The sequence below is a fragment of the Streptomyces sp. NPDC026500 genome (assembly GCF_055567635.1).
On sequence record NZ_JBVHQB010000002.1, the window covers coordinates 512,052 to 534,746 of the forward strand.

At 66.7% G+C, this 22,695-nt stretch carries 24 protein-coding genes and 1 tRNA gene; 21 read left to right on the forward strand and 4 right to left on the reverse strand.

Going from position 1 to position 22,695, the window contains the following annotated elements; genetic code table 11:
• The first annotated feature begins 30 nt into the window (after positions 1-30).
• From ACZ4N5_RS05360 to ACZ4N5_RS05375, 4 genes are all read left to right on the forward strand, one after another.
• On the forward strand, positions 31-1,377 hold the full coding sequence (locus ACZ4N5_RS05360) for a hypothetical protein (RefSeq protein WP_467755778.1): 1,347 nt from the start codon (positions 31-33) through the stop codon (positions 1,375-1,377).
• A gap of 181 nt (positions 1,378-1,558) precedes the next feature.
• The gene (locus ACZ4N5_RS05365) at positions 1,559-3,349 is read left to right on the forward strand and encodes an SNF2-related protein (protein WP_467755779.1); all 1,791 of its coding nucleotides are present in this window, start codon (positions 1,559-1,561) and stop codon (positions 3,347-3,349) included.
• Positions 3,350-3,495: 146 nt separating this feature from the next.
• Positions 3,496-4,302 carry a protein NO VEIN domain-containing protein gene (locus tag ACZ4N5_RS05370; RefSeq protein WP_467755780.1) on the forward strand — a complete coding sequence of 269 codons (807 nt, stop codon included), beginning with the start codon at positions 3,496-3,498 and terminating at the stop codon, positions 4,300-4,302.
• Between the two features lie 823 nt (positions 4,303-5,125).
• On the forward strand, positions 5,126-6,091 hold the full coding sequence (locus ACZ4N5_RS05375; protein WP_467755781.1) for a nuclease-related domain-containing protein: 966 nt from the start codon (positions 5,126-5,128) through the stop codon (positions 6,089-6,091).
• Here the strand turns inward: ACZ4N5_RS05375 and ACZ4N5_RS05380 are convergent.
• The gene (locus tag ACZ4N5_RS05380; RefSeq protein ID WP_467755782.1) at positions 6,064-6,612 is read right to left on the reverse strand and encodes a GNAT family N-acetyltransferase; all 549 of its coding nucleotides are present in this window, start codon (positions 6,610-6,612) and stop codon (positions 6,064-6,066) included. The two genes, ACZ4N5_RS05375 and ACZ4N5_RS05380, sit on opposite strands and share 28 nt — an antisense overlap.
• Before the next feature lie 7 nt (positions 6,613-6,619).
• Positions 6,620-7,393 (reverse strand): GntR family transcriptional regulator, encoded by a 774-nt coding sequence (locus tag ACZ4N5_RS05385; protein ID WP_387301145.1) that lies wholly within the window; start codon positions 7,391-7,393, stop codon positions 6,620-6,622.
• Between the two features lie 163 nt (positions 7,394-7,556).
• On the opposite strand from ACZ4N5_RS05385, the gene ACZ4N5_RS05390 reads away from it, so the two are divergent.
• The 13 genes from ACZ4N5_RS05390 to ACZ4N5_RS05450 all read left to right on the forward strand — a co-directional run bounded on the left by ACZ4N5_RS05390 (position 7,557) and on the right by ACZ4N5_RS05450 (position 16,019).
• Positions 7,557-7,913 (forward strand): SCO3933 family regulatory protein, encoded by a 357-nt coding sequence (locus ACZ4N5_RS05390; protein WP_326842338.1) that lies wholly within the window; start codon positions 7,557-7,559, stop codon positions 7,911-7,913.
• A 2-nt stretch (positions 7,914-7,915) separates the two neighbouring features.
• Positions 7,916-9,253 (forward strand): FtsK/SpoIIIE domain-containing protein, encoded by a 1,338-nt coding sequence (locus tag ACZ4N5_RS05395; RefSeq protein WP_467755783.1) that lies wholly within the window; start codon positions 7,916-7,918, stop codon positions 9,251-9,253.
• 82 nt (positions 9,254-9,335) lie between these two features.
• Positions 9,336-9,542: a hypothetical protein gene (locus ACZ4N5_RS05400; RefSeq protein ID WP_326842336.1), complete on the forward strand. Its 207-nt coding sequence runs from the start codon at positions 9,336-9,338 to the stop codon at positions 9,540-9,542.
• 2 nt (positions 9,543-9,544) lie between these two features.
• A complete protein-coding gene (locus ACZ4N5_RS05405; protein ID WP_326842335.1) occupies positions 9,545-9,739 on the forward strand; it encodes a hypothetical protein in 195 nt (64 codons plus the stop codon).
• Positions 9,740-9,813: 74 nt separating this feature from the next.
• A complete protein-coding gene (locus tag ACZ4N5_RS05410) occupies positions 9,814-10,482 on the forward strand; it encodes a DUF2637 domain-containing protein (protein WP_467755784.1) in 669 nt (222 codons plus the stop codon).
• A 19-nt stretch (positions 10,483-10,501) separates the two neighbouring features.
• A complete protein-coding gene (locus tag ACZ4N5_RS05415; protein ID WP_326842333.1) occupies positions 10,502-10,693 on the forward strand; it encodes a mobile element transfer protein in 192 nt (63 codons plus the stop codon).
• A gap of 15 nt (positions 10,694-10,708) precedes the next feature.
• Positions 10,709-10,864, forward strand: coding sequence for a hypothetical protein (locus ACZ4N5_RS05420; protein ID WP_467755785.1), 156 nt, complete (start codon positions 10,709-10,711; stop codon positions 10,862-10,864).
• A gap of 24 nt (positions 10,865-10,888) precedes the next feature.
• A complete protein-coding gene (locus ACZ4N5_RS05425; protein ID WP_326842332.1) occupies positions 10,889-11,224 on the forward strand; it encodes a SpdD-like protein in 336 nt (111 codons plus the stop codon).
• 90 nt (positions 11,225-11,314) lie between these two features.
• Positions 11,315-11,542 carry a hypothetical protein gene (locus ACZ4N5_RS05430; protein ID WP_467755786.1) on the forward strand — a complete coding sequence of 76 codons (228 nt, stop codon included), beginning with the start codon at positions 11,315-11,317 and terminating at the stop codon, positions 11,540-11,542.
• Positions 11,532-13,088 carry a DNA cytosine methyltransferase gene (locus tag ACZ4N5_RS05435; protein ID WP_467755787.1) on the forward strand — a complete coding sequence of 519 codons (1,557 nt, stop codon included), beginning with the start codon at positions 11,532-11,534 and terminating at the stop codon, positions 13,086-13,088. Before ACZ4N5_RS05430 ends, ACZ4N5_RS05435 begins: the two co-directional genes overlap by 11 nt.
• The gene (gene repSA / locus ACZ4N5_RS05440) at positions 13,085-14,467 is read left to right on the forward strand and encodes a replication initiator protein RepSA (protein WP_467755788.1); all 1,383 of its coding nucleotides are present in this window, start codon (positions 13,085-13,087) and stop codon (positions 14,465-14,467) included. The genes ACZ4N5_RS05435 and repSA overlap by 4 nt, the downstream gene beginning before the upstream one ends.
• Before the next feature lie 11 nt (positions 14,468-14,478).
• Positions 14,479-14,649: a helix-turn-helix transcriptional regulator gene (locus ACZ4N5_RS05445; protein WP_392180785.1), complete on the forward strand. Its 171-nt coding sequence runs from the start codon at positions 14,479-14,481 to the stop codon at positions 14,647-14,649.
• Positions 14,646-16,019 carry a tyrosine-type recombinase/integrase gene (locus tag ACZ4N5_RS05450; RefSeq protein ID WP_467755789.1) on the forward strand — a complete coding sequence of 458 codons (1,374 nt, stop codon included), beginning with the start codon at positions 14,646-14,648 and terminating at the stop codon, positions 16,017-16,019. The genes ACZ4N5_RS05445 and ACZ4N5_RS05450 overlap by 4 nt, the downstream gene beginning before the upstream one ends.
• A gap of 133 nt (positions 16,020-16,152) precedes the next feature.
• On the opposite strand, the gene ACZ4N5_RS05455 is transcribed toward ACZ4N5_RS05450, so the two are convergent.
• Positions 16,153-16,731 (reverse strand): hypothetical protein, encoded by a 579-nt coding sequence (locus ACZ4N5_RS05455; RefSeq protein WP_467755790.1) that lies wholly within the window; start codon positions 16,729-16,731, stop codon positions 16,153-16,155.
• 63 nt (positions 16,732-16,794) lie between these two features.
• Positions 16,795-16,866, reverse strand: a tRNA-Arg gene (locus tag ACZ4N5_RS05460).
• 173 nt (positions 16,867-17,039) lie between these two features.
• On the opposite strand from ACZ4N5_RS05460, the gene ACZ4N5_RS05465 reads away from it, so the two are divergent.
• The 4 genes from ACZ4N5_RS05465 (at position 17,040) to ACZ4N5_RS05480 (ending at position 22,692) form a co-directional block, all read left to right on the forward strand.
• The gene (locus tag ACZ4N5_RS05465) at positions 17,040-17,531 is read left to right on the forward strand and encodes a response regulator (RefSeq protein ID WP_467755884.1); all 492 of its coding nucleotides are present in this window, start codon (positions 17,040-17,042) and stop codon (positions 17,529-17,531) included.
• A gap of 1,027 nt (positions 17,532-18,558) precedes the next feature.
• Positions 18,559-19,686, forward strand: coding sequence for an ArgS-related anticodon-binding protein NrtL (gene nrtL, locus ACZ4N5_RS05470; RefSeq protein ID WP_467755791.1), 1,128 nt, complete (start codon positions 18,559-18,561; stop codon positions 19,684-19,686).
• 34 nt (positions 19,687-19,720) lie between these two features.
• On the forward strand, positions 19,721-21,112 hold the full coding sequence (lysA, locus tag ACZ4N5_RS05475; protein ID WP_467755792.1) for a diaminopimelate decarboxylase: 1,392 nt from the start codon (positions 19,721-19,723) through the stop codon (positions 21,110-21,112).
• 290 nt (positions 21,113-21,402) lie between these two features.
• Complete coding sequence (locus ACZ4N5_RS05480; RefSeq protein ID WP_467755885.1) at positions 21,403-22,692, forward strand: homoserine dehydrogenase; 1,290 nt, start codon at positions 21,403-21,405, stop codon at positions 22,690-22,692.
• The last annotated feature ends 3 nt before the right edge of the window (positions 22,693-22,695 follow it).

The following is a 22,695-nucleotide window of genomic DNA, read 5'->3' on the forward strand; positions in this document are numbered from 1 at the left end:
CGAGTAAAGCGTATGTCACCTGGGGGGGAAATGCGTAGCAACTCAGCTGAGCGGTCGCACATCATTACGCAGGATAAGTCTGCGACCGGCGAAAAGGCTCGTCTTTGGGTGCAAGACCAATGGCGCAGCTTCGAAATTTATCGGGTACCTGTCGAAGGATTGTTGCTCAATGCAGACAACCGACGGTTCCGTGCCGAAAGGATGTGGGCGGAAGAGCATCTTGGTCGTCCGCTTGATCCGGAGAATAATCCGACAGACGAGCTTTCGATTGAATCGCTCCTGTTGGATACATCGCATCGGGTCGAAGGTGATCAGGTAGTAGGAAAGCCGACGGGCAGTTCGGAATCACTTAAGAACGACTGGCTTCGCCGTAAGCAAGAGTCGCCGTTGTGGATTCGTCCGGATGGAACGGTTCGGAACGGAAACCGTCGACTTTCCATGATTAAGAGGCTCCAGAGAGAGGGGGGTGCTACGGGACTAGAATGGGTTGAAGCCATCATTCTGCCCGTTGGCGAAATCAACGAAGCAACCCTCCTTGAGATGGAACAGAGGGAGCAGCTCACCGAGAATTTTAAAGTCCGCTATAACGATATCGACTACCTGCTTGCTCTTCGTGAAGCCGCGGAGAATCGCGAAATCGAGTGGTTCGACCCTGAAAGCATTGAATCAGTTGCTGGCGTTCTGCAGACGATGGTCGAGAAGTCTAAGAACGAAGTTCAGCGCGACCTCTATGCGGTTAAGTATATGGACATCTTCCTGGAGGATTCAGGACAGGTTGGTGAGTACCACAGAGTATTGAAGACTCTGGAGCGATTCCGCGACATTGGCCGCATGATGTTGCAAATCGAGGGGCAGTATCCTTTGGAGGAAGAGAGAATCCTCCAAACCCTTTTTGCCGCGGTGCGGGCCGGGAAGACGCATTTGGATATCCGCGACATGCGGACAATGTTTAAGCAGGACAAGCGTAGATTTGATCGCTTGGCAGACACCGTAGCTGAAGCAGAATCTGGATGGGAGCTCTCGGCGGGCCCGTCGCTCTCGAACCCGGGATCTTCTGCGCCGGGTGAGCGAGAGTCTGGCGACGACGAGATCGAAGAGGATTCTGACGGAGAGGGTCCTGGGCCAGAGGTCGTTGACTATCCATCAGGCCAGGTGGGTAATGCGATTGATCTGGCTATCGACGGCTTCGAAGCGTCACGGCAGGACGACGTTGCACAGGTATTGCGTGAGGTCTGTAATCGACTTGAGGTGCTCGGAGAAGGGGAACGTCTGAGCGCAGCGCTCGCAGGTGATGGTGGGGCCATTGTCAGCGAAAGCCTTAGGCAGATCATCGAATGGGTGGACAGCAATAGGCATCTGACGGACACGGAGGCCTAGGCGCATGGACCGTTCGAAAAAGGTCACTCTGGACTATGAGGCTGACGATCTCCTCGTACTCAGCACAACGCTAACCACTGATCGTAGAGCTCGCCTATTCTTCCGAAGCGTTCTTGGAGCTGAACAGCTTGAAGAGCAGCGTGGTTACAGGTGCCCGAGAAGGCGGCTCAGCCTCCCTGCCTTGACTCTCAGAGTCTATGATTGGCTTTTCGCCAATGGGTGGGAAGCGGCAGGCGCAGGTGAGGTTAGTACCACGGTCAGCCTAGAACTGGAGCGCCGGCGCAGCTTTGCGCGCACTAAGGAGGCTGCCCAGCACCAAAAGAGCGACAGCACGGCTTTCGATTTTTCGCGTGTTGACCTTGCCATGCAGGGTTTTGGATGGTCAGCTGACAGGAAGCTGCGGCCGCATCAGCAGCTCGGCGTAGCACACGCATTGACAGCGATTAATGTCGGGAACTTCTCAGTTCCTGGTGCCGGGAAGACAACAACCACCCTCGCCGCAGCCGTAACGCACCTTCAATCTGGGACCATCAACCTCGTCGTAGTGGTTGGTCCTCTAGCTTGCTTCGATCCTTGGGAAAAGGAAACTCGTGCTGCGGTTGGGTCTTTGATCCGGACCCGGAGAGTACGTGGTACCGCACGCCAACGACAGGTCACATATCAGCAGGCCAGGGCTAACGATCTCCTTCTCCTCAGTTATCCGACTGCTGCAGCAGATCAAATGATGCTGCTAGATTTGTTCAGTCGTCACGATGTAATGCTGATCGTCGACGAATCGCATCGCGTGAAGAGGTTTCGCGGCGGAGTCTGGGCTCCGGCACTGGTCGAGCTTTCTAAGAGGGCTAAAGTCCGCATGGTCCTCTCGGGAACACCTATGCCGCAGTCTGGAAAGGATCTCTTTACGCAGCTCAATATCTTGTGGCCCGACGGTCAGTTGACGGGTACGAGAGAAGCCTTTGCGGGACGGGTTGAGAACGATTTTGACAATATTGTCCGTGAGGTTATGCCTTTTGTTTCCCGGACTCCTAAATCCGCCCTGGGGCTCCCCCCCTATCAGATCCATCATCAGTCCGTAGAACTTGTGGGGATCCAGGCAGAGATTTACGAACTTATCGAGAATCGCTTTAGGCAGCGCATTGCGGATGCAGTCACATGGCAGGATAAAATTGACAGCCTTCGAAGGGGTCGTCCAATCCGCCTCCTGCAAGCTGCATCGAATCCGCTGACATTTTCCTCGAAGGACACCTACTTCCGGCTTCCCCAGATGGAAGATAGGGCTCCGACGCTTATGGAGCGTCTCGTTAGCTACGGCTTCTCTGATGAAATTCCAGCCAAATCGGCTGCTGCAATCGAATTGATTCGAGCGATAGCAGCTAAGGGGGAAAAGGTTGTCTGCTGGAGTAATTTTGTCGTAAATCTGGACCACTTCCGGAGTCTCGTGACTCAAATGCTGGGAATCCCTTGCTATCAGATCGATGGCCGGGTTCCAGCAGGTCAGGACGCCTTGCATTCTGATGCCAATGCGGCGTCTGAATTGGCTATTGACGAAGATACGCGCGAGTCAATTATCGAGAGATTCTTGCAAGAAAGCGGGCCGGCTGTGCTGGTGACGAATCCTGCTTCGTGTTCAGAATCGATTTCTCTGCATACTTCGTGTCACAATGCAATCTATCTTGACCGAACGTATGACTGCGCCATGTTTCTGCAGTCCATTGATAGAATTCATCGACTAGGATTGCCGCCTGATGCAACGGTAAACGTGCATATCCTCGATGCGTTGATTGATGGGCGGCCAACCGTGGATTCTCTGGTTGAAGCTTCGCTGACCTCTAAGTCACGGCGTATGCAGACGCTGTTGGAGGGTGCAGAGCTGCTTCCCATTGAGCTGTCGGAAGATCCATCCGTTGATGCGGAAGGTGATGAAGGAGATCTGGAGGCGCTTCTGCGCTACCTGCTGGGCCAGGAAGCATAGTGCCGCCTCAGGACCTCAGTAGCTGGATGACTGGTGTACGAGTCGAGCGGATGCCAATCGTACTCACAAGCATTCGTAAGTATCCGCCCCCGGGAATCCATACTGCAGAAGCGCGCAGATATCTGTGGCGTCATTGTGGTGGACCGATGGATGATGTCGATGCGCTCGTTGATATTTTGCGTCAAATTGAGCTTGTCGAGGTCAAAGAAAATCGATTGAGGCCCACGAAAGTTGGAGTACGGGTTGCCACTCAGGATCACCAGGTAGGGGGAATACTTCTAGGTCAGAGGCTAATCCGTGCTGGTTTATTTTCGGGCCAGATTCGCCGTCTCCTTGAGGTGAGCGAGATAGACGAGACTGGATCACTTGTGTGTTCCAGGGATCTTGCGTTGGGCGTGGCACCTCAGTTGATTGGAATTCTGCGCCGTTTTAGCTCCGTCTCGTTCACGGATGAATTGCGGGTGCAGGCCAGTCTCGTTGCTGAGCTGGGCGGCGTTTGGTCCTTGCTACCAGCTCAGGTTGGTCCTGAGCTCGATTTCAAAAAGGACATGGGAAACCGCGGGGAGCTGTACAGCTACCAATACTGTCGCATGCAGGCCACGGACGGCACTAAAGTTCGGTGGGTGGCACGGGATGACGAGACTCTCGGGTACGACATTGAAGACCTGAACTACAGTCCTAAGCGGAGGATTGAAGTTAAGGCTAGCGGTGAAGAAAAGGTTCGCTTTTTTCTTAGTCGGAACGAATGGAATGTGGCTCGTGAAGTGGGAGATGCTTACGAGGTGCATTTTTGGGGTGGCGTCAACCTTAAGTCTGAGGTTCAAGAAGAGTTCAAGAAATTGACAGAGCGAGGGTATCCAGTGATATTTCGAGGGCTTAGCTCCCTGCTGGATTCAGGTGCTTTGTCCGCGACTCCCACGCAATACCTTGTAATTAGACCAGGTAGTGTCTGAATAGAGGTCGGCGGAAGGACTTTGGCCGGGAGCTGCTTTGGCGCGAGTGATCATGGCCCCGTAAGCTTCCGGCGCGTCGGGCAGTCTGTGGACCTGCCCGGTAAAGCACGACGTTGGGGCCATGATCTTCGAGGCTCGCGCCAAAGTGGCTGGCTAAAGTCGTGGAGCCGACCGCCCCAGCCACAGCGGGGTTCTTCCCTCTCATGGCCGCGGTCGGCGGCTTGGCGCGGGATCAGCGGGCCGTACGAACGCCCGCGCATCTGGCAGCGCCGGTCCGCATGCCACCGCCGTCACGATCCGGCCTCCTTCGGTGACACAAAGCGTCTTTGACTTGCACCGTTGGGGTCACAGCCAGTCCCGTGCCGGTGTTGGAATGTGGCCGCTGTGTGCGGCGACGGGCGGGCGGCGACGTGCGGCCGGTGGCGGAGACATTGAGGCGGCGCGGCGGCGACCGGCCGGCGCCGCCGCGCTTGGTGCGGCCCTCGGTTGATCCGACCTACTTATGTAGGCAACCAGGTGGAAGGGACGCGGCGTGGCCCCCGAAGCGGGGCGTTGAGGTCCGGCCGCAGTTGTGTTTTCCCCTCCTGAGGCCGAATCGTGGTGGCGGTGGCATGCGGGCCGTATGCGGCCGTTGATGCGCTTGGGCGGAGAGTGCGGCGGTCGGGTTGGCGATGATCGATGAGCGCCGTCGGCCGCCGGACAAGCGAGCGCAGCGAGCCTTGATGAAGTAGGGAAAGTTTGGCCGCATGGCGCCCTTGCAGGGGGCATCGTCGGCTGCTGCCATGAGTGCTGGGGACAAATGCGCACTTGGGGGGCGGAGCCGGTGGAAGGCCTCACGGTGAATCCGTGGAAGCGGCACGGTAAGGACAGGCTCTATGTGAACCTGCCGGACGGCACGCCGGTCGCGTGGGCGGACCGGGATTCCAAGGTCATCACTGTCAAGGTCACTGAGCATCGGCACGAGGCTGTCGCCCTGCTCCGCCAACACCTTGGTGATCCGGTGACCGTGCGCACCGACCGCCCGGCCCCTTCGCCTTCTCGTCGGCCTCGGCCGGCCAAGCCTCCTCAGCAGCCTTCACCCTCGGCGAAGGTTCGGCGTGATCGGCGTCCACTGCCTCTGCCCGAACTCACCGTTGCCGATGACTTGGCGAAGAACCCTCCCGGTGCAGTACTCCTCAGCGACATGGCAGTCCGTGGCCCCTCGGTTGTTGCGCGAGTGTGGTCCAAGTTGCTGAAACGCCCCTCGGGCTGGGAATCGTGGCTCGATGGCCTTGAAGGGGAAAAGAGGGTGGGCCGTGAGCTGGAACGTCTCACCGTTCATGGCTGGCGGGTCCTGCACGGCATCCCCAAGGGCAATGGCGGGGACATCGATCACTTGCTGATCGGTCCCGGCGGGGTGTTCGTCTTCAACACGAAGCGGCACCCTGGTGCTTCCGTCTGGGTCGGTGACGAGGTGGCCAAGGTCAACGGTTCCCCGCACCCGTACCCAGCGGCGAGCAAGGCGGAAGCCGCCTATGTGCGAGGGGTGTTGGAGCGCTACGCCGGCTTCGCGCCCGACGTGGTGCCCGTCCTTGCCTTCGTCGATGTCGCCTCGGTGGTCCGCGCACCGACGCAGCACACCGTGCGGACCTACCAGGAACGGGAGGTCTCCGCCCTGGCGCCGTTGACCGGGCAGCTCACCCTGGAACAGGTCGATTCGCTGTTCGCGGTGGCCCGGCACAAGCGCGCGTGGCTTCGCACGGACCCGCCTTCGGCACCCGGTCAGGCTTTGGGGGCTGGGGAGACGTAGCAGACAGCGTCGATCTCCTGCCCCTCGCCGTACGCGTGCCTGGCGGTCCCGAGGCGCTGCATCCCCAACCGTTCGTAGAGCCGGATGGCTGCCTTGTCCTTGGTCATCACATCGAGAACGACCCGTAGTCCGTGGTCCCGGGCGTAGTCGAAACCGGTCCGCATCAACCGCTCGCCGAGCCTTTCGCCCCGCGCCTCGGGTGCGATGAACAGACGGGCGCCTACGGCTACGTGGTCCGCAGTGTCGCCGCTCTGCTCGAGCCACATCTCCACGGCGTCCTCGCCCTGAGGCCGGCTGAGCATGGCATGCCCAACGATCTCGCTGCCCTTCTCTGCCACCCACGCTTGAAGAACGCCCGCGGGGCTCAGCCATTCCAGCGGGGCGTCGACGCCTTCCACTGGGTATCCGTCAACGGCGTGAACGGCGACAAGAGCCGCTGCCGCCCCTGGCAGGTCTGCTTCTGTGCGTGGGCGGATGGTCGTGGTCTGTCCGGCTGCGTCGCGGTGCATCTCGTTCCTCACCTCGTGCTCACTCGACAGGTACGTTGTAGCTGAGCCCGTTCATGTCGGCCCGCATCACGAACTTCGTCAGCTCGTACGGCTCGCCGTCCTGGTCAAGGCTGGTGTGGGCAACTTCGATCACAGGGACTCCAGACGGCAGGCTGAGGTAGCGAACCTCCTCCGGAGTGGGCATACGTGCCGTGATCTCGTCGTTGATCCGGGTCATGACGTGACCCTTCTCTTCGAGAATGCCGTGGATGCCGTACTGGTGGGGGACTTCCTCCTGGAGTAGCCCGGTGCCCTCCGCGATGCTCCACGGGATCCATGTCGTGACCCGGTAAACGGGGTCGTCGTCCGCGTAGAACACGTTTTCCCGCCGCAGCACCGACTTCGTCTTGCCTGGCACCTTGAGCTGCTTGGCCAGTTCGGCGTCCGGCTTCACTCGCTCGATGCCGAGCACTTCGAACCGGCCGGTCTTCCCTTGCTTCGCGCACTCGATCAGGAACGGGGAGAGGCCGGTTTCCCGGTACTTGGGTGAGTACCTGTCGTTCCCCAGGCGGATCAGTGCCTGCTTCTCCCGGACGAACACCCCGCGCCCCCACTCCGAGGTGACGAGTCCCTCGCGGCCGAGGATCTTGAACGCTTCGTCCACGGTGTTGCGTGCTACGCCGTACTGCTCAGCAAACGCGCGTTGCGACTTCAGCTTCTCCCCGGGCTCGTACTCCCCGCCTTGAATCGCTGCGCGTAGTTCGTCGGCGATCCGCTGGCTGGGCGGCTTGCTCTCGCCGGCCTGATCCGTCATCGAGCCTCCTAACTGGCTGACGTCACTCTATCGCCTGGCTCAAGCCAGTTGCGGCGAAGGGGTTGACGCTACTGGCTTGAGCCAGTACTACTGGTGCAAGCCAGTTCAACTGGCCTGAGCCAGTCGCTACTTGACGTCAACACTCACCCAAGGAGTACGCACGATGCGTCAGATCCCCGTCGACACCTCGTCCGCCACCGCGATGGTGGCGCAGCCTCCGCAGCCCAAGGTCAAGGACCGCCGCACTGGCGAGATCGCCACCGACCAGGAATCCGGTCTCACGCTGATGACCGTGGACGTGCTCTTCGTGATGAACGGCAACGCGGAGGTCATCACGGTGACCGTGGCAGAGCCCGACATCTCCGGGGAGCTGGTCATGGGTACGCCGGTCGCCCTGACCGGGCTGGTGGCCCGGCCGTGGGAGAACGAGTTCAACGGCCAGAAGCGGCACGGGATCAGCTTCCGTGCGGTCGCCGTCACCTCGCTGGTGACCGAGGCAGCCAAGCCCAAGGCGGCCTGATCATGGGCCGGTTAGTGATCGCGCTTGCGATCGTGGTCGGGGTGGCGCTGCTGCTGAGGTGGCGCCGCCCGGCCTGGTACTGGCTGACCTTCGGCGTCGCTCTGGCTGCGCTCCGGATCCGCTTCCGCTACGCGGCCGTCATGGACGCCTGCCACCTGACCGTGCCGGCCTCGCGTCTTCGGCTGGCACTCGCCCGGTGGTTCAACAAGCCCGTCCCGCAGCAGCGGGTGCCCCGACTGCTGTGGCTGCGGCCGACACGGACCGGCATCCGACTGCGGATCAAGATGCGTCCCGGTCAGGACGCCTTCGAGTTCTCCGCCGCCGCTGACCGGCTGCGCCACTCCTTCGGCGTCCATCAGGTCACCTCTCGTGAGATGAAGCCGGGCGTCGTTGAGATCACGCTGACCGGCTACGACGTGCTCAAGCACGTACAGATGCCCGCCAAGACCGACCGCGGCCTGTTGAAAATTCCGGTCGCTCTCGTGGAGGACGGCTCGATCCACTACCGGGACTACCGGGAGGTGCCGCACTCGGTGACGGTCGGTGCCACGCAGTCCGGTAAGTCTGTCTTTCAGCGCACCGTGATCAAGGAGCTCGCCGCACAGCCGGTCGCGCTGGTGGGCATCGACTGCAAGAAGATCGAACTCGGACCGTTCGCCCGTCGCTTCTCCGCGCTGGTCGACAATCCCGATGATGCCGCCGACCTGCTCGAAGCCCTCGTGGCCCGGATGGAGTCCATCTACGACGTGGTCCGCCGCGAACAGCGGATCAGCGCCGACACCCCGGACGCCGAGATCGCCGCGAACATCTGGGACCTGCCCGAAGCCTTACGCCCGGTCCCGGTGGTGGTCACCATCGACGAGATCGCCGAACTCGCTCTCAGCGCCAAGCGGAACGATCCGCGACGGGACCGGATCGTCACCGCCCTTATCCGCCTCGCTCAGCTCGGCCGTGCGGCGGGCATGTTCCTAGACATCTACGGGCAGCGCTTCGGGTCCGAACTCGGTGACGGGATCACCATGCTCCGCGCCCAGCTGACTGGCCGGACCGTGCACCGCGTCAACGACGAATCGACGGCCAAGATGGCCTTCGGCGATGTCTCCCCGCATGCGGTGTTCGCCGCGACCCAGATTCCCAACGCCCGCCGCGGGATGGCCGTGGTCGGCTACTCCACCGGCGACTGGACCCGTATCCGCACGCCGCACACCTCGATGCGGCAGGCCGTCGCCGCCTGCAACCGGCACGCCCACCTGGTGCCGGATCTCCCGGAGCTGGCCCGCTTCCGGCCCGGGCTCGGTCTCGCGCCCGCTGAGGCTCCGGCGGTAGCTCAAGCCGTCTGATCCGTCCCCTTTCCACCGGCCGGCGCGACCGCCTTGCGCCACGTCCCTACCCGAGCCATGCCTGAAACAGGAGGACCACTCGATGTGTGAGCACTGCGAGGACTTCCACCGCACGGTGCTGATGCTCGGCTCCCTGGCCGTCTACGCCGAACTCCACGACGCCGACCAGACGTTCATCGACACCGTCGGCCCGTGCCTGGCCGCGTCCCTGCCGGAGCCGCCGCCGGGGATGTTCCCGCCCGGCTACGACCCGAACGAGGGCCCCGAGTACCCCGGCCAGGGCCGGTGACCATGGCCACCGCCAAGAAGCCCGCCGGCCGTCGCAGGACCGCCGTACCCAAGCCCGCGAAGTGCCCGGACTGCGACGGCACGGGCGAGAGCACCGAAGCCGTCCGGGTCGGCTCCCGCAAAGGCCGCGCCACCGCCGATCAGCAGGCCGGACTCTGCCTCACCTGCTGGGGCAGCGGCGAAGCCCCCACCGACTGAACCGCGCCGGGGCCCGGGCGGCCGGACACGATCCCGCCCGGTCCCGGCCCCACACCACAGAAGGAGGTGAAGACATGTCCCGCTCGATTCGCCCGGACGCCGTCCTCGTTCAAGCCGTGATCGCTGGTGCGCTGTCCTTCGCCCACCTGCATGACCTGGCCGACGCTGCTGGTCAGGACGGCTGGAAAGCCTGGGCCTATCCGGTCTCGGTCGACCTGCTCCTGGTCGCTGCCTGGCGACGCCTCCGCTCGGACGGACCGTCCCGACTGGCCTGGTGCTGGTTTCTGATCGCCCTGGTCGCCTCGCTTGGCGCCAACGTGGCCACGGCCGGATTCCTCGACCTGGCGCACCCGCCGGCCTGGCTGCGGTTCGGCATCGCCGGATGGCCCGCGCTCGCCTTCCTCGGCGGGACGCTCCTCGCCCACTCCTATGCGCCTCCTGGTCCGGAGCCCACGGGCCCGGCAAGCGAAGTCCCGCCGACCGCACCGGACACGGACTTGGACATCGAGCGAGGGCCCGTCCTCGAGGCAGAGCCCGCCTCGCTGCCCGCTGCCGAGGACCCGGCCGCCCTGTCCGCCGCTGATCCTCTTCCGCCCGTCCCGGCCGCGCTGATCGACCACGCCCGCAAGGTCGCCGAAGACCACCGCGCCCGCACCGGCACCCCGATCGACACCGACACCCTGCGCACCCGCCTCGGCGTCCCGCTCCATCTCGCCAACGCGATCGCAGCCCACCTCACCTGACCCGAAAGGAGCACCACCCATGGGCATCTACCAGATCTGGCGCGAACTGCACCGCGTCGGAAAGGTCACCGTCGGCACCGCCCACGGACGACGGGGCCAGATCAAATACGTCGCCGCCTGCGCCGCCGACGACTGCGGCTGGGCCGTCGAATACGACGACATCAGCCCCGCCATGATCGCCGCCCAGGGCCACCGCTGCCCCGTCCGCTGAAAGGGGACCGGCGCCATGTCCGTACCGCTGTGGTTCTTCATCGCCTGCGTCGGCCTGGTCGGCATCAAGCTCGTCCGCCCGCCGCTCTGGCTCGTGATCGTCCTGCTGATCGGCGGCTACCTCCTCGCCGCCAGCTTCCTCGCCCCCGCCATCGACGCCACCACCAAATGAACTGATCCAGAAGGGAGTTCCACCGTGTTCCAGCCCCGCATTCCGGTCAACCCGACCCCTGGCCAGCAGGTCGTCCCCGTGGTCACTCCGACCGCCGTCGAACAACCCCACCACGCCACGGCCGCCGCCTGCGGCTGCCAACACCACGCGCCGGCCGCCATGGCTTCCCCACCGTCCCGGCCTGCCGTCCAGCTCACCCCGGGCGCCGTTGTGGCCGTCGCCGGCGCGGGCGTCGCCGTGGTCGTCGTCGTGGGCGTGGTCCTGGTCTCCATGCTGCTCGCGGTCGCCATCACCGCCGCTTCCTTGGCCGTATGCGCGCTCGTCGTCCGCTCGATCCTCGCCAGCGACACCCGACGCTGACCGGTCCCCGGAGCGGCCTCTACCGCCAAGTTTCGTCCGCTCCGGGAGCCGTGCCCCCGTCCGATCTCTCAACCGGAAGGAACGCCCATCATGGCGCACTACACCGAGCTCTTCCCCGACGACGGCCGCATGTGCCCCAACTGCTGGGGCTTCGGCCGTGCCGCCGTCACCGTCGGCACCCGACACGACGACGGCTCCTACACGATCGTCTTCGCCAACTGCATCGGCTGCAACGGCCTCGGCTGGCTGCCGCTCCAGCTCATCGCCGACGTGTACGACGCGGCGACCGCGCGCAGGGCGGTGGACCGTGTCCTCTGACCTCACCTACATCGACTTCTTCGCCGGGGTCGGCGGCTCGTCCTACGGCGCCGTCTGCGTACCCGGCATCAGCCCCGTCCTGGCCGCCAACCACTGGGACCGTGCGATCGAGTCGCACAGCGCGAACTTCCCCGACACCGACCACTTCCGCGGGGACCTGCACGACGCCGATGTCGCCCGCTTCCCGGCCGCCGCCGTGTTCTGGGCCTCCCCGGAATGCCCCCAGTGGTCCAACGCGCGCGGGCGCCGCCGGGACTTCGACAAACAACCCGACCTGTTCGGCGAGACCCTGCCCGACCCGGCCGCCGACCGCTCCCGCGCCCTGATGTGGGACGTGCCCCGCTACCTCGAAGCCTGCCTGGCCAAGGGCCGACCGGTGCTCGCCGGGATCGTCGAGAACGTCATCGACGTCCGCGCCTGGGACCTGTGGCACACCTGGCGGGCCACCATCCGCAACCTCGGCTACGACACCCGGCTGATCGCCCTGAACTCGATGCACGCCCGCCCGGTTCGCACGCCCTACGCGCCCCAGTCCCGAGACCGGCTCTACCTCGCCTACTGGCGCCGCGCGCTCGGCCGCGCCCCCGACTGGGACAAGTGGCTGCGGCCGTCGGCCTGGTGCTCCGTCTGCGAGACCTGGGTGCACGCGGTGCAGGTGTTCAAGAACTTCCGCCGCGACATGGGCCGGTACCGGCAGCAGTACGTGTATCGCTGCCCGCACGTCACCTGCCGCAACACCCTCGTGGAACCCTCCGTCCTCCCGGCTGCCGTCGCGGTCGACTGGTCGCGCCCCGGCACTCCGATCGGCGCCCGCCCTGGCGGCCTGTCACCCAAGACCCTCGCCCGGATCCGCGCCGGACTCGACCGCTACGCGCTGCCCGTCACCGTCCCGGCAGGCGGCACCTGGCGCACCGAGGCAAACCCCGTCACGGCGCCGCTGCCCACCCGCACCACCCGCGAGAACGACGCCCTGGCCGTGCCGCCGCTGCTGGTCCCGGTGGAAGGCCGCGACGGCAAGCACGCCGCTCCGGCCGGCGAACCGCTGCGCACCCAGACCGCCCGCAACGAAACCGGCCTGGCCTGGCTGCCCTTCATCGCCGAACTGCGCGGCGGCCACTCCGACGCCCGCCCCGTCCTGGACGCCCTCGCCACCGTCACCGCCTCCGGCAACCACCACGGCCTGGTCACCCCGACCACGCTCGAACCCGTCCGCTGGGACAGCCTCCTCATCCCGTACTACGGCACCGGCACCGCCCGCCCGGTGGCCGAACCCGTTGGCACCCTGACCACGCACGACCGCTACGGCCTGACCACGGGCAGCCATGTCGACCTGGACGACGTGCTGTTCCGGATGCTGGAGCCGTACGAGATCGGCCGCGGCATGGCCTTCACCGACGCCTACACCGTGCTCGGCACCAAGCGTGAACGCGTACGCCAGTACGGCAACGCCGTCACCCCACCCGTCGCGGAAGTCCTCGTCTCCGCCCTCATCGAGACCATCACCGGCGCACCGCTTGACCGGGAGACGGTGGTGACCGCCGCATGACCGACACCGCGACCCTCGCGGGCCTGGACCCGGCCGCCCTCACCGACACACTCCGGGTGGCTGGCTCCCCGGGCTTCGGCCGCTGGCAAGACCAGATCCGCCGCACCGGCGGCTGCGCCAACCCCATCCACCTCACGGGCTGGACCCTGACCAAGGACAGGACGACCGGTGAGACGCTGCACCACTACAGCACCGAGCACGAGCCGGGCGCACGGTTACGGATTGCCTGCGGAAACCGCCGTGCCTCCCGCTGCCCGGCCTGTGCCTGGACATACGCGGGCGACACGTACCACCTGATCCGCGCGGGCCTCGCCGGAGACGACCGCCACGGCATCCCCGCCACCGTCCGTGAACGCCCCCGCGTCTTCGCCACCTTCACCGCACCATCCTTCGGGCCCGTCCACAACCGCCCCACCCGCGGGTTCTGCCGCTGCGGCACTCGGCACGCCGAGGACGACCCCGCGCTCGGTACCGCGCTGGACCCGGCATCGTACGACTACGCGGGCGCCGTGCTCTTCAACAACCACGCCGGTGACCTGTGGCACCGCTTCGTCAAGCGGCTGCGCCGTGAGATCGCCGCCCGCGCGGGCCTGACCCAACGCGAACTCGCCGACACCTGCCGCCTCTCCTACGGCAAGGTCGCCGAGTTCCAGAAGCGCGGCGCCGTCCACTTCCACGCCGTGATCCGCCTCGACGGACCCGACGGTCCGGATGATCCGCCGCCGTTTTGGGCCGCGACCGCGCTGCTCACGGAGTCCATCCGGGCCGCCTCTGTTCACCGCTACTCGACCGTCAGCGTGCCCGCCGCGGGGCAGCAGCCGGCCCGCTCCTTCCAATGGGGCACTCAGCTCGACATCCGCCCCGTCAAGGCGTTCGGTGACGGCTCCGACATCACCGAGCAGGCAGTCGCCTCCTACGTCGCCAAGTACGCCACCAAGGCAGCCGAGAACACAGGCACCCTGGACCGGCCGATCGGCAACCGCGAAGCCCCGGTCATCCTCGGCGTCCCCGCCCACGCCCGCCGCCTCATCGAGGCCTGCTTCGACCTTGACTCCCTCTACCCGGACCGGCGCCTGCGGGCCTGGGCGCACATGCTCGGCTTCCGCGGTCACTTCAGCACCAAGTCCCGCCGCTACTCGACCACCCTCGGCACTCTGCGCCAGATCCGCGCCGACTACCGCGCTGCCCAAGAGCGCCAAGACCGCGGCCTCGACGACACGGAGCCGGACACCGTCCTCGTGCTGGCGAGCTGGCAGTACGCCGGCCACGGCCACACGCCCGGGGAATCCGTCCTTGCCGCCAGCATCGCCCGGGATCTCCAGATCAACCGCCAAATCGCCCGCGAAGAACTCGCCGCTGTGGAGGGGGCTTTGACGTGAAAGACGAACTGATGACCGTACCGCAGATCCTTGAGGAACTCGGCGGCGTATCGCGGCGAACGTTCTACCGGTGGCGCGAGCTGGGACTTGCACCTGCCGCGTTCAAACTCCCCAACGGTGAGCTGCGCGTCTGGCGTAGCGACTTCCGGACATGGCTACGGCAGATGGAGACCGCAGCGTGAAGTCTCTTGATGTGAAGGTCTGGGCCGTCCGCAAGCGCGACACCAAAACGCCCTCGTACGGCGTCCGCTGGTCTGTGGCGGGCAACGTCTTCTCCGACTCGTTCCGCACGAAGGCGCTCGCCGATCACTACCGCTCAAAGCTGATGCGGGCGATGCGCGACGGCGAGGAGTTCGATAAGGCGTCCGGTCTTCCGGCCTCGATGGAACAGAAGAAGTCGGCTGTGTCCTGGTACGACTTTGCTCTTCGGTACCTCGCCATGAAGTGGCCTCATGCTGCTCCCAATACGCGCGATGGGATCAATGAATCGCTCACCAGCGTGACCGTGGAGCTCCTCGACGAGCGGGCTGGACGACCGTCCGACCAGGCCGTCCGAAAGGCGCTCCGCAACTGGGCCTTCGTCTTGCCGGGGCCCGATGACCGAGACGTCCCGGACGATGTGCGCAACGTCCTCCACTGGGTGTCGAAGGCATCGCGACCGCTCGCTGATCTAGCTGAACCGGCCACGGCCCGTGCGGTGCTGGACTCGCTGAAGCTCAAGCTCGATGGCACGGCCGCGGCAGCCGAGACCGTGCGGCGCAAGCGGCGGACGCTCGTCAACGCCGCCAACTACGCGGTCGACCTGGGGGAGCTGCGCGAAAACCCGATCACGGCCGTCCGCTGGCAGAAACCGAAGGTCTCCAACCAGGTTGACCCCCGAGTAGTCGCGAACCCGGAGCAGGCTGGCAACCTCCTGGCGGCCGTCTCCTACGTGGGTGGTTACCGGCGTGCTCGCGGTCGGCGCCTGGTGGGTCTCTTCGCCTCGATGTACTTCGGTGGACTCCGGCCGGCTGAAGCGATCGGGCTCGTCGAGACGGACTTGGTGCTGTCTCCCCAGGGCTGGGGATCGGTTCTGCTGAACCGAACGCGTCCGTCGGTCGGAAGGCAGTGGACCGACTCGGGGGAGACCCACGACGACCGCGGTCTGAAGAACCGGCCGGTTGAGGACGTCCGGCGGGTTCCCATCCCGCCCCACCTCGTAGCGGTGTTCCGCGAACATCTGGCCACCTTCGGCACGGCGGACGACGGGCGGCTCTTCTTCAGTGAGAAGGGCTCGGTCGTTCCGTCCTCGACGTACTACCGCGTCTGGCAGGAAGCCCGACTGCTCGCGCTGCCGCCGGCCGTCGTCTCCTCGCCGCTCGCGAGCCGCCCGTACGATCTTCGGCATTCGGCACTGTCGACCTGGCTCAACGCGGGCGTCGACCCCACCGAGGTCGCGGAGCGGGCTGGTAACAGTGTTGAGGTCCTGCTGAACCGCTACGCGAAGTGCCTCGATGGACGGCAGGACGTCGCCAACCGACGTATCGAGGATCTGCTTCGCGAGTACGAGTGACGTGACTGCCTGTATTACCTAGGCCCTCGGCACCCGGGCCGGGGGCCTTGCGCGCCAGCTGACGGCGGTCAGGGTGAGGATGCGTTCTCCGACGCGGGCCAGGTCCGCCACTCGAGGGGCAAGTGTCTTCCCGCTACTGCCTCTTCTTGGTGGCTGACCGCTGATACCAGGCCACGCCCAAGATGGCTGCAGAGCCGACGATGAAGAACACCACTGTCCCAAGGCCTACCGCCTGGATCACGAATGAGCCGATCATGATGGCGATCATCAGAAAGATCAGGCAGCTCATACCGCCCTTGACACACGATACGAACTCGGGCTCCTGGCTCATGCGCCCCCCAAAAGATTCAATGAGCAAGTACCGAGCATAGATCCAAAGACGTCCCAGCCGGCTGGATGCGCGAGGTGCCCCCCACGCACCGAATCTGCGGGCCGCGACAACGTGCATGGTGTCGAAACTGTCGTCGGGTGCGAGCGTCGTGGTGGACCACATGCCGTTGGGGGCGTCGTAGATCAGGAGAGCGCCAAGGCCCGTGCCGGCGATGCGCCTCCAGTGTCCGAACGAGACGAAGGCGGTGCCGAAGCCGCCGTCGACCTGCAGGTCTCCGGTCGACCACTGCTCGTTGTCCTGGCTGGGGATGCCAAGATCCCGTCCACACCTCGTCCACAGACCCCGACATGCGGCGGCTCTGGGCGGCATCTGGCTGCACATACGCGAAGACCCCGGCCTCAGCGTTTCCGCTGGTGACGGGGTCTTTGGGCACCTCATGAGGGGTGCCCCCGGCAGGATTCGAACCTGCGCACACGGCTCCGGAGGCCGTTGCTCTATCCCCTGAGCTACGGGGGCGTGTCGGGCGCGTTGTGCGGCGACGGGTAGAACCCTACCAGCTCCTTCAGGGGTGATCGCCACGTGTTTTGGCCGGGGGCAGGTGGTGTTGCGGAGAGTGCGGGAGGAGTGGGGGAGGGCTGGGCGGATGGGTGCGTCCTGCGAGGGGTGGTGGGGTCCGCACGGGGGTGGAAGTGGGGAAAACCCGGACGCGGCGGTGGGCGCGGACCTACTCTCGAGTTGTGCCAGGCGTGTCCGGTCGGGTGCTTGTTGTGGACGACAACAAGGTCATCCGGCAGCTGATCAGGGTCAACCTCGAGCTGGAGGGTCTCGAGGTCGTGACCGCGGCTGACGGTGCCGAGTGTCTGGACGTCGTCCATCAGGTTCGGCCCGATGTCGTCACCCTCGACGTCGTGATGCCTCGGCTCGACGGCCTGCGCACCGCCGCTCGGCTGCGTGCCGATCCCCGGACGCGGAATCTTCCCCTCGCCATTGTCAGCGCCTGCACGCAGTACGAGGTCGAGAGCGGGCTCGACGTCGGTGTCGACGCCTTTCTCGCCAAGCCTTTCGAGCCCTCTGAACTCGTGCGACTCGTAAGGCAGTTGATCGAGCGGCGTGAGGTTGGCGGTGGTGTCGCGGGCGGCGCCGTCGAGGAGACCGAGCGCGCGGGACGCACTGGTCACTGAGCCGTACCCGGGGCGTTGGGGCGCGAGGCGTCCCGTTCTGTTGGTCGGCCGACCTGTGTGGAGTACCCCGGCCGCCTGCCGACGTCTGCCGGACCCGCCGATCTCCGAGACTCGTTCGCACCTTCTGCCGATGTGGGTTGGGCCGCGGCTGGTTCAGCCCAAGGCGCCGCCCTGGGACACGGTGATCAGCAAACCCACGCGCCGAGGGCCGGCCGGGTGTGTCCCGAGTCCCGGGTGAGAGGCCGGCCCCCGAGCTGGCCGCGAGTCCGGTCCCTCCCGCAGCCACTCCTCCCCCCCCCAGTCGTGCCGCTGGAGTGGGGGGGGAAGGAGTGGGGCCGTCGGAACAAGGCCATCGAGCCCACTCCCCGAGTGCGATCCTCGACCCCCGATCTCCGGCCGCAGTCCGACCCGGACCCTGACCCCCTGCCTCCGTCCCAACCGTGACCGTGACCGTGACCGAGCGCGCCTCGCGCAGCGACCCTGACCCGCGGCCTTCGGCCCGACCCGCGACCTCCGGGCCCCGACCCCCTATGTCGGCCCCGGCACCCCGCTCCCCGGGCTCACGGACCCCCGGCCTCCGGCCCCGGCACCCCGCTCCCCGGGCTCACGGACCCCCGGCCTCCGGCCCCGGCACCCCGCTCCCCGGGCCCACGGCCCCCCCGGCCCCGTCCGACCGCGGCCCCGACCCCCGAGTCATGGCCTCCGGCCCCGACCTCCGGCCCCGACCTCCGGCCCCGCCCCCGGGCCCACGCCCCCCGGGCCCAGACCTTCCGCCCCTCGCCCCCGCCCCCGGACAGCGCACCCCCGCCCCCAACTCCAGCCACCACCCCCACCCACACCCCCGCCCCCGGCCACCGCACCCCCTCGCCCCCGCCCCCGGACAGCGCACCCCCGCCCCCAACTTCAGCCACCACCCCCACCCACACCCCCGCCCCCGGCCACCGCACCCCCTCGCCCCCGTCCACATGCCGGACCATCGTCCAAACCGGCTCGCATTCCCACCCCCCTCCTCCCCTAGGCTTGTCCCGTGACCCCCGTCGAGCTCTCCCGTACCGTGCTGCGCGCGGTGCGTCGTGCTGTCGACGTGGGGGCACTGAGCGTCTCCGTGCCCGCGAGTGCGGTGGTCACGCCGCCGGGGCCGGGCGGGTGCGGTGACTACGCGACGAACATCGCGTTGCGGCTGGCCGGTCCGGCCGGGCGGCCCGCTCCGGAGGTCGCCGAGATTCTGCGGCCGCACATCGCGGGTGCCCCCGGCGTCGCCGACGTGGCCGTCACCGGACCGGGGTTCCTCAACATCACACTCGGGGGTGGAGCGTTCGCCGCCCTGGTGGCGGAGGTTCTGGAGCAGGGGACGCGGTACGGGTACGGCGACACCTTCGCCGGGCAGGTCGTCGAGCTGCGCGTTCCCTACGACACCCGGGCCGAAGTGGTCGCCGACACCCTCGTACGGATCGTCGCCACCCAGGGCGGACGTGCCGAGGTGCGCCACGCCGAGCCCGTGAACCTGCGGCCCGTGCCCGCGCCCGAGGACCCGACCCCCCTCGGCCCCGACGCCGCCCGCTGGGCGCTGCTCCACCCCGCGCCCCACGACCGGCCCCGGATCAGCGCCGACCACCTGGTTCAGCGCGAGAGCAATCCTCTCTTCCGCGTCCGTTACGCCCACGCCCGCACCCGGGCCCTGCGCCGCAACGCCGCCACCCTCGGCTTCGCCGCCACCACCCTCGGCTTCGCCGGCGCCCCCCACGGCGTACGCCCTCCGAACGGTTCCGGCGCCCGCGCCGACGCCGTTCCCCGCGAAGGTGGCTCGCCCACCTCCTCGGGCAACGAGGGCCCGCGCACCCCCAGCGGCACCGGCGCCTTCCCTGCCGCGCTCCCCACCCCTTCCCACCAGGACGCAGCCGATCTCCTCGCCGCCCTGGCCGAATATCCGCACGCCCTGTGTGTCGCCGCGCGGCACCGGGCGCCTGATCGGCTCGCGCGGCATCTCGTCGTGACCGCCGACGCCCTTCTCGGTTTCCAGCATGTCGTGCTGCCGCTCGGCGACGAGAAACCCTCGGCCGCCCACCGCGCCCGGCTCGCGCTCGCCGAAGCCGCCGGGACGGTGCTGGCCGGCGGCCTGTCCCTGCTCGGCATCAGTGCACCCGAATACCTCTGACACAGCAGATGACACAGCAGAAAGCCCTAAAGACATGAGCCGTTCCGCACATCCCGCCGGGCCCCGTCACGCCGACGTCTTCACCGAGGGCCACTACAGCGCCCCGCCCGCCGACCTCAACGCCCTCGACCCGAAGGTGTGGTCGCACACCGTCAGCCGTACGGACGACGGTGTCGTGAGCGTCGGCGGACTCGAAGTCACCGCGCTGGCCGAGGAGTTCGGCACGCCCGCGTACTTCCTCGACGAGACGGACTTCCGCGAGCGGGCGCGTGCCTGGCGTACCGCGTTCGGGCACGACGCCGATGTCTTCTACGCGGGCAAGGCCTTCCTGTCGCGCGCCGTCGTGCGGTGGCTGCACGAGGAGGGGCTCAACCTGGACGTGTGTTCCGGGGGTGAGCTGGCGACCGCGCTGTCCGCCGGGATGCCCGCCGACCGCATCGCCTTCCACGGCAACAACAAGTCCGAGAACGAGATCCGTACGGCTGTCGAGGCCGGTGTCGGGCGGATCGTGCTCGACTCCTTCCAGGAGATCGTGCGGGTGGCGCACATCGCGCAGTCCCTGGGCAAGCGGCAGCGGGTGCAGATCCGGGTGACGGTGGGCGTCGAGGCGCACACGCACGAGTTCATCGCCACGGCGCACGAGGATCAGAAGTTCGGCATCGCGCTCGCCGACGGGCAGGCCGCAGAGGCCGTACGGCGGGCGCTCGCGCTCGACGCGCTCGAACTCGTCGGGATCCACTCGCACATCGGGTCGCAGATCTTCGACATGGCCGGCTTCGAGGTCGCCGCCCGACGCGTCGTCGCGCTGCTGGCCGCCGTGCGCGACGAGCACGGGGTCGAGCTGCCCGAGATCGATCTCGGTGGCGGTCTCGGCATCGCGTACACCAGCGACGACGACCCCCGCGAACCGCACGAGATCGCCAAGTCGCTGAGCGAGATCGTGACGCGCGAGTGCGAGGCCGCCAAGCTGCGCACGCCGCGGATCTCCGTCGAGCCGGGACGCGCCATCGTCGGTCCCACCGCGTTCACGCTCTACGAGGTCGGCACCATCAAGCCGCTCGACGGGCTGCGGACGTACGTGTCGGTGGACGGCGGCATGTCCGACAACATCCGGACCGCGCTGTACGACGCCGAGTACAGCGTCGCCCTCGTCTCGCGTACCTCCGACGCCGAGCCGATGCTCGTGCGCGTCGTCGGCAAGCACTGCGAGAGCGGTGACATCGTCGTGAAGGACGCATTCCTGCCCGCTGACCTGGCCCCGGGCGACCTCATCGCGGTCCCGGCCACCGGCGCGTACTGCCGGTCGATGGCCAGCAACTACAACCACGCGCTGCGCCCGCCGGTCGTCGCCGTGAAGGACGGCTCTGCGCGGGTGATCGTCCGCCGCGAGACGGAGGAGGACCTGCTGCGCCTCGATGTCGGGTGACCGGAGGGACTTGGCCGGAAGGACCTGGTCGGGGGGACTTGACCGGAGGGGCTTCCGGCGCCGGGGTGGCGTCGGGGGGCGGGCGACATCGGGTCCAGGTATGACGTCAGGTGACAGGAGGTGACTTCAGGTGATCGGATGTACCGGGTGCCCACGGGTGGAAGATCTCCTGTCGTCACCTACCAGAAAAATGAAATGGACGTCTCACGATCCGGACGAAGGGTAGAAACTCCCGTCCGGTGAGTGAGACTGGTCCAACCGAAGACGGTATGAGGAAACGAGGTCGGATGATGCGTACGCGTCCGCTGAAGGTGGCGCTGCTGGGCTGCGGGGTTGTCGGCTCAGAGGTGGCGCGCATCATGACGACGCACGCCGACGACCTCGCGGCCAGGATCGGCGCCCCCGTCGAGCTCGCGGGCGTGGCCGTGCGCCGACCCTCCAAGGTGCGCGAGGGCATCGACCCCGACCTGGTCACCACCGACGCCACCGCCCTCGTCAAACGCGGGGACATCGACGTCGTCGTCGAGGTCATCGGCGGCATCGAGCCCGCCCGTACGCTGATCACCACCGCGTTCGAGCACGGCGCCTCCGTCGTCTCCGCGAACAAGGCGCTGCTCGCCCAGGACGGTGCCGCCCTGCACGCGGTGGCCGAGGAGCACGGCAGGGACCTCTATTACGAGGCCGCCGTCGCCGGCGCCATCCCGCTGATCCGGCCGCTGCGCGAGTCCCTCGCCGGCGACAAGATCAACCGGGTGATGGGGATCGTCAACGGAACCACCAACTTCATCCTCGACAAGATGGACTCCACGGGAGCGGGTTACCAGGAGGCCCTCGACGAGGCCACCGCCCTCGGGTACGCCGAGGCCGACCCCACCGCCGACGTCGAGGCGTTCGACGCCGCCGCCAAGGCCGCCATCCTCGCCGGGATCTCCTTCCACACGCGCGTGCGCCTCGACGACGTCTACCGCGAGGGCATGACCGAGGTCACCGCCGCCGACTTCGCCTCGGCGCGGGGGATGGGCTGCACCATCAAGCTGCTCGCCATCTGCGAGCGGGCCGCCGACGGGGGCTCGGTGACGGCGCGCGTGCATCCCGCGATGATTCCGCTGACGCACCCGCTCGCCTCCGTGCGCGGCGCGTACAACGCCGTGTTCGTCGAGTCGGACGCCGCCGGTCAGCTGATGTTCTACGGGCCGGGCGCCGGCGGCGCCCCGACCGCCTCCGCCGTCCTCGGCGACCTGGTGGCCGTGTGCCGCAACAAGCTCGGCGGCGCCACCGGGCCCGGCGACTCCGCGTACACCCAGCTGCCCGTCTCACCCATGGGCGAGGTCGTCACGCGCTACCACATCAGTCTCGACGTGGCCGACAAACCCGGTGTTCTCGCCCAGGTCGCGACCGTCTTCGCCGAGCACGGGGTGTCCATCGACACCGTGCGTCAGTCGGGCAAGGACGGCGAGGCCTCCCTCGTCGTCGTCACCCATCGCGCGTCCGACGCGTCCCTCGCCGGGACCGTCGAGGCGTTGCGCAGCCTCGACACCGTGCGGGGTGTCGCCAGCATCATGCGGGTTGAAGGAGAGTAACCA